The following is a 6,242-nucleotide window of genomic DNA, read 5'->3' on the forward strand; positions in this document are numbered from 1 at the left end:
TAAAAAAGGATGGTAGTATTAAAAAGCAACAAGCAGGTAAAACACTAAATGCTTCAGAAACCACTAAAGGGATAGGGTTAAGTGATTTTCATAAGCTATTTGAAAAAAACACTCATCAGAAACAGCAGCATTTGAAGAATGTTAGAGGTCGGGTTTTTAGTATTTATAATCCACTTAAGAATAATAATAAAATTATCGGATTAGATGATTTTAGAACTTCCCTCCTAAAAAAGGGAATTAAATTAAATGTATTAAGAGCTAAATCAGGAGCGCTAAAAGACGCCATTATAGGAGTGTCATTTACCGATCAAAAAACATCAATTAAATATAATGGTGAAGAGATAAAATTAAAATGGTCTGAATTATCAAAGATGATAAATGATGATTTTTCAGATTTAAAAGAAGAAAAGGAACTCAATCACATCAAAAATGAAATACCTAATAAAGTGCAGGAATCAGAACTATTAAGTGAAATAGCAAAAGTTTTTAAACACAACAACATACCATCACCGAATGATTACCAAGAAGACTTGCGTAAAAAGAAGAAAAAAAGAAGGTTTTTATAAACTCGGAATATAAAATATGTGTACTGAATGACGCAAATAGCTAAATCGTGTACCATATAAGGCTGGAAAGACGTGTACAGAATGACGAAGATAGCGAACTATAATGTGTGCCCTACTCTATCTAGCACTTAAAACCTCTTGTCAGTAATATTATAATTTCATTCGATATTTGTTTTTTTCTTAAAGAGCTATCACTATCAGCAGAGGAAGAGCTGTCCTCTAAATTACACATAGTAAATAAAAATATTGTGCATAAAATGTACGTAAAAATTAGTAGGTTTTTTCTCATTTAAATTAAATTTTTGATTCAATCAAACTTAAGATATAAATTTTATATAAAAAATTCTTGTTTTTACAAAATGTTAAGCTAACTTTACGTAAAGTAAACTTAACAAAATTAAATTATGTTTAAACTTATGCCACATCGTTTTAAAAAAATAGGATTAATAATTACTCCTATGGGTCTTTTTCTTTGGATTGCAATGCAAATTGGATGGGTTACAGAAATTTGTCAATTCATTGGACTTTCAAAACCAAAACTATTGAATATGTTTTGTGCTATTCTTGGTTTTTTTTCTTTTTTCTTTGGCTCTTATATTTTGGCTTTTTCCAAAGAAAGAATTGAAGATGAAATGATAAAAAATATACGGTTAGAATCATTTCAATTTGCAGCTTTACTACAAATGATATTTCTTATTGTGGGCTTAATTTGGATTGGTTTCATGGGAAAGCCACCAAAGGATGCAGGTATGATGTTATTCTTTATCATAACTATATTTATTTTTTGGATTATTTACATCACTCGTTTTAATTATATTGTTCACATTGCAACCTACAAGAATGAAAAATAATGTAAAGGCTAAAAGAAAAGCAAAAGGGTTGACACAAGAAGAACTTGCTATACAACTTAGTGTATCTCGACAGACTATAATTTCTATTGAATCAGGCAGATATGTTCCATCAACAGTTTTATCACTAAAAATCGCCAAATTTTTGGAGAAGAATGTTGAAGAACTTTTTATTTTAGATCAGAATGATTTCAATTAGAAATAACGAACATTAGATTAATTTATAGTTGAGTATTTGTACAATTAGCTGAGTTATTATGTAAACGTAATAAACTGATCTGGATGTTTTTCAACATAGGCTTCATTGTATGTAAACTCAAATTCTCCATCATTCGTTTCTACAAGTTCTCCTGCTAAATCTTGATTATAATATATGTTAGCGCTTCTCATCTTGTTGTGCTATATAATTTGCGAATTCTTTAGAATCTACTACGGTTAATTGATGCCCAAACATTTTAAGCACTTGATTTACCTTCTCCATGTTCAAATTAGTTTTCCCTTGCTCAATTTTCCTAATCACAGTTAAAGCAACTCCTGCTCTTTCCGCAAACTCTTCCTGAGTTAGATTTACAGACTTTCTTCGTTCCTTTACAAATACAGCTAGTTCTTTCATTTAGAATATATGTTTTTACATATAATTTAGTTTGGGATTAAAATTTTATATGTAAAAGCGTATAAATTATAAATATAGAAACAATCTATATACTTATGCCTTCTTTAATTTTGATATATCTATACTGCAAAAAAATCTTCATTGGAATGATAAACGAATTCATAATAACGGTTGGAATTTTTAATCTTTAGGTCTATTTTCTTCTATCCATTGCTCTAAGCTACCAATTTTTTCCTCAACAAAAATTTTCCAATCAGTACATTCTTCGAGACCTTGCTCTCTCAATGAGTTTAGATACCACTCCTTAAATTTAAACATTGGCATTCTATAAAAATCTGAAAAATCTGCTCCAACAAACCAAACTTTTTTAATGTGTGTTATTGTTTCCGAAGTTGTAAATTGTCTATCCTTTAGCATATTTTGATAATCTCCCCAATGAAATATTTCTATTAAATCCAACTCAAATAGCCTTTCAATTACTGAGATTGATTTCTCTCTAGCTTCGCTTGATTTAAAATCTAAGTAACCCAAACTTTGAAGAATTGAATAGATAAATTCTATTCCATCAGGTGAAAAAAGATTAATATATTTTTCATCAAAAAGCGTTTCATTTTTCATTTTCTTATAAATTTTACTTCTCTCACTTTGGTCCAAACATTCGCTGATCTAAAATCTAATGACAGGGTAGCAGGAATGCCGCTAGAAGATGCAGTAATTGGTCTATATGTAATATAATTCCCATTTCCCATGTTTGCAACAATCGATCCATTAGTCTCAGTGGTTTTTGACACTGCATGCTTTGTTAATGTGTTAAAAGTTTCTTTCGCATTAGAAATTGGGGCGTTTGTTTTAAATAAACGAATATTTGTTGTTTTACCACGTTCTCCTAATAAACCAACTTCCTTAACGATTTTGTTAAGTCGAGTACCTCTATAGACCCAAGATATGGGGATTTTACTTAATAATTTAACTGCCAAGGTTGTCCCACTCTCGAACAATGCATATTCTATTATAGGTAATGCTACTTCGGCATAGGCGTTAATAATAGCTGACATCATTGCTGTATTGAATTGACTTACTGTATCTTTCATTAAAGCATGGAAATCTTTTACGTCCCCAAAGGCCATGCTATTTATGTCTGTCAAAACATTCTCTATATATTCTGCTACTAATGCACCTTCGGAACCTCCGAATTTCTTCAATCCAATAACCATGCCCTCTAAAGATTTTTTATAATCGTGTGGAGGGTTTTGGTTTTCAATTTCAAAATCAATAACCCATCTAATAAATGTTTTGGCGTGAAAGGTATTATTATTATTATCTAAATATATAAGTGCTTTTTTGGTAAATTGTCCGAAAGGATCATAATTAGTAAGCCAATTATTTTGTGATAAATTTAAAGTTAATAATTTGCTTAACATGATCTTTAAATCAAAGATACTTGGTGTAATTTCTGTAGTTTCGAAACCATCTGGTGGATTAGGTGAAGTTCCACCGCCACCGCCGTCTGGATCAAATGTACTTCCAGACCCAAAGTCATCTCCAATAGATCCGCTTCCTCCTCCACTTGTACAATTAACCTCTATACTATAACTGTATGATTGAGGGGCTTCATCTCCCTGATAATTACAATCTTGTCCAGGCCAATGCTTATGCTCTACACACATAGTTTCTATAACAAAACTTTCGTAACACCTTCCTTGTATATTACTTTTATTGTTAACATGACTTTCTTTTTCTTTAATATGGCTTTTGAGTAATTCTGTTATATTGTCATAGTTTTTGGAGTAGTTGTAATCTCCAGTGAAACCTATACTAATACCGTTTTTTACTCCTAATATGTAATCTATACTAGGAAAGTAATTCATTATATATGAGCTAGCTCTTTCGGGGGTTACAGTTACAATTAAATTTGAAAAAGAATAATCGTCTTTTATAGAATCTTGTATTAAAAAAGTATATGTAGTATACTCAGGTTTAACAATTTTAATAATTTTTTCCATATTTAATTTAGCGATAGTATCTGTTTTATTACCCAACGAAGTCTTATCACTTTCGGTTGTGCCTTTAAGAAAAGATTGTAATTGAAAATCTTCACTTAATTGATCGATACTGTATTTTCTAAACTCTTTATTTTCAACAACAATTTCCTGATCTTGATTGTTAAGTAATACTTCTTCGTTTATATTCTCACTTTCACATGCTAAGAAAGGTACTAGAGACAATAAGGAAAAAAAATAAGAAGCTTTTATTATTCGCTTTCTCTTTTTCATATTAAGTAAAGTTTAATAATATAGATAATAAACTGTAATATAATGAAAAATACTTTTAATCACTATTGCTAATTTAAAAAGGGGGATAATCCCTTTCACTATTTTCATATAACTCTTAATTCTATTAATAAACTAAGAAGAAAGAATAAGAGGGGAACACTCTAAAGCGACATTACTATTTTTTATTTCTTCAGAATTCTCTTTATTCGTAATGCTTTTCAGCATTTATATGGTTAGCACACTACACTATTTAACTTGATTTTTTATAGGAAATATAATTTTGAAACTTATAACTTGTTTACAAGTTCAATAGTATAAAATAGAAGTTTTCTAAGGATTGTTTTTGAGTAATTTTTTTAATTACTTTCATTACATTCTTTTCCTTGTATAGTATTTTATCGCAAATATATACCAAATATACAATTAGGTGCAATCTATTTTCAAGTTCAATTTTTAATTTAGGCATGAATGAATATTATTAAGATACAATATATTCATTAAGGATTTCAGTATATAAAGAAAACTATAAAAGCAGAAACTATCTATATACTTATACCTTCATTAATTTAGGTAATTCCATACTTCCAAAAACATTATTTACAGCATCGCTTTTAGCATTATTGTTTACTTTATGATAAGCATTAAAAGTTTTTATATCTGTATGCCCAGTAATACTCATAATTGTTTTGTCAGGAACGTTTTTATTACGCATAATAGTGACAAAAGTACGACGAGCAGTATGAGTTGATATTCGGTCAGCAAAAGACTTAATAAATATTTCTTGTTCCACTCCTTTCACCCTTGTATACTCCACATCATGAATTAATTCTGCTTTCTCAATAACTTTTTTTATATATTCATTCTGTTTTTGATTTGTAATTATTGGTAATTTAAAGTCATATTTTTTTAAAATATACTTTGAAATAGTTGTCAATGGTATTTCACGAGTTGGCTTACCAGAATCTTTTTCTTCTTTTAGTATAATACAATTATCAAATACTGTACGCTTATTAACCTTTTTTAATTCTCCATATCGCATGCCAGTTAAGCATTGAAAAACAAATAAGTCTTTAACCTTGTTCAATTTCTCATTTTTGCAATCTAAATTGAATATTAATTCTACTTGCTCTAGGGTTAAAGCTTCTTCTCTAGTTAGAACTCTTGAAGGAACTTTAAAGTCATTAAAAGCAAGGTTATAAGTCAATTTTTCTTTTACTGCCCAGCGCATAAATGTTTTAAACAGTCCCATATTCCTAGCAAATGTGTTAGAATAATGGTTTTCACTATTATAACAATAGTCCGTAAATTCTGTGTAAAAACGTTTATTTATTTTATTAAAAGTAAGCTTGAATTTCTTCTCTTTTTCAAATTTCAAAAGGTGATTCTTAATATTTGTATAGCGCTTAGCAGTTGAAGGCTTCCAAACTTTTAATTTCTTTTTTTCATCAATAAAAGTGTCGAGAGCTTCAAAAAAGAGATTCTTTTTGGTAGATGATTTTTTAAACTCATCATTAAACCTATCTTTCAAAAGAATACAAGTAAACTCTTCTCTGGTAGCTAAACATATTCCTATTATCTCATTGAAACAATTTGAATACCTGTCTAATTGAATTTTTATCGAGTTAGCATTACTAGCCCGATTCTTTCCCTTTTTATAAGGCTCATTATTTTCAAAGTTCCAAGAAGAAGGTTTTATCCTTTCACCAGTAGAATACACAAACTTTCTATTCTCTTTTTTGAAATAACAAGAAAACAAGATTAAAGACTCTTTAGTACTCTTCGGCTGCTTAAGATAAAAAGTATGTTTCATATCCAGTTGACAATTTAGTTGACAATTTTTATGTAATCAAATATACTATTTTCTTATATTTAGTTATAATAAAATTATTAACTAATTGACTATCAATGCATATAAGAGATTATAAAATAATAAATTATAAAA

The 6,242-nt window shown here is 28.8% G+C and carries 8 protein-coding genes; 3 read left to right on the forward strand and 5 right to left on the reverse strand.

The window, feature by feature from the left end; genetic code table 11:
• The 3 genes from JM658_RS16680 to JM658_RS16690 form a co-directional block, all read left to right on the forward strand.
• On the forward strand, positions 1–566 hold a 566-nt coding region (locus JM658_RS16680; RefSeq protein ID WP_236960969.1), incomplete at its 5' end, for a hypothetical protein.
• 416 nt (positions 567–982) lie between these two features.
• Positions 983–1,417 (forward strand): hypothetical protein, encoded by a 435-nt coding sequence (locus JM658_RS16685; protein WP_236960971.1) that lies wholly within the window; start codon positions 983–985, stop codon positions 1,415–1,417.
• On the forward strand, positions 1,407–1,613 hold the full coding sequence (locus JM658_RS16690; RefSeq protein ID WP_236960973.1) for a helix-turn-helix transcriptional regulator: 207 nt from the start codon (positions 1,407–1,409) through the stop codon (positions 1,611–1,613). The genes JM658_RS16685 and JM658_RS16690 overlap by 11 nt, the downstream gene beginning before the upstream one ends.
• A 56-nt stretch (positions 1,614–1,669) precedes the next feature.
• On the opposite strand, the gene JM658_RS17160 is transcribed toward JM658_RS16690, so the two are convergent.
• The 5 genes from JM658_RS17160 to JM658_RS16710 form a co-directional block, all read right to left on the reverse strand.
• Positions 1,670–1,804 (reverse strand): hypothetical protein, encoded by a 135-nt coding sequence (locus JM658_RS17160; protein WP_262911789.1) that lies wholly within the window; start codon positions 1,802–1,804, stop codon positions 1,670–1,672.
• On the reverse strand, positions 1,791–2,027 hold the full coding sequence (locus JM658_RS16695; protein WP_236960975.1) for a type II toxin-antitoxin system Y4mF family antitoxin: 237 nt from the start codon (positions 2,025–2,027) through the stop codon (positions 1,791–1,793). Before JM658_RS16695 ends, JM658_RS17160 begins: the two co-directional genes overlap by 14 nt.
• A gap of 180 nt (positions 2,028–2,207) precedes the next feature.
• Positions 2,208–2,645 (reverse strand): hypothetical protein, encoded by a 438-nt coding sequence (locus tag JM658_RS16700; RefSeq protein WP_236960977.1) that lies wholly within the window; start codon positions 2,643–2,645, stop codon positions 2,208–2,210.
• Complete coding sequence (locus JM658_RS16705; RefSeq protein WP_236960985.1) at positions 2,642–4,300, reverse strand: hypothetical protein; 1,659 nt, start codon at positions 4,298–4,300, stop codon at positions 2,642–2,644. Before JM658_RS16705 ends, JM658_RS16700 begins: the two co-directional genes overlap by 4 nt.
• Positions 4,301–4,850: 550 nt before the next feature.
• Positions 4,851–6,110, reverse strand: a complete 1,260-nt coding sequence (locus JM658_RS16710) for a tyrosine-type recombinase/integrase (protein ID WP_236960987.1) — start codon at positions 6,108–6,110, stop codon at positions 4,851–4,853.
• Positions 6,111–6,242: the final 132 nt, after the last annotated feature.

The organism is Joostella atrarenae, assembly GCF_021764745.1.
In the GTDB taxonomy this organism is placed as follows: domain Bacteria; phylum Bacteroidota; class Bacteroidia; order Flavobacteriales; family Flavobacteriaceae; genus Galbibacter; species Galbibacter atrarenae.

Excerpts from the sequence above, each read along its gene's own strand:
- JM658_RS16685 (WP_236960971.1), top strand. The coding sequence starts at position 983 with ATGCCACATCGTTTTAAAAAAATAGGATTAATAATTACTCCTATGGGT.
- JM658_RS16690 (WP_236960973.1), top strand. The coding sequence starts at position 1,407 with ATGAAAAATAATGTAAAGGCTAAAAGAAAAGCAAAAGGGTTGACACAA.
- JM658_RS17160 (WP_262911789.1), bottom strand. The coding sequence starts at position 1,804 with ATGAGAAGCGCTAACATATATTATAATCAAGATTTAGCAGGAGAACTT.
- JM658_RS16695 (WP_236960975.1), bottom strand. The coding sequence starts at position 2,027 with ATGAAAGAACTAGCTGTATTTGTAAAGGAACGAAGAAAGTCTGTAAAT.
- JM658_RS16700 (WP_236960977.1), bottom strand. The coding sequence starts at position 2,645 with ATGAAAAATGAAACGCTTTTTGATGAAAAATATATTAATCTTTTTTCA.
- JM658_RS16705 (WP_236960985.1), bottom strand. The coding sequence starts at position 4,300 with ATGAAAAAGAGAAAGCGAATAATAAAAGCTTCTTATTTTTTTTCCTTA.
- JM658_RS16710 (WP_236960987.1), bottom strand. The coding sequence starts at position 6,110 with ATGAAACATACTTTTTATCTTAAGCAGCCGAAGAGTACTAAAGAGTCT.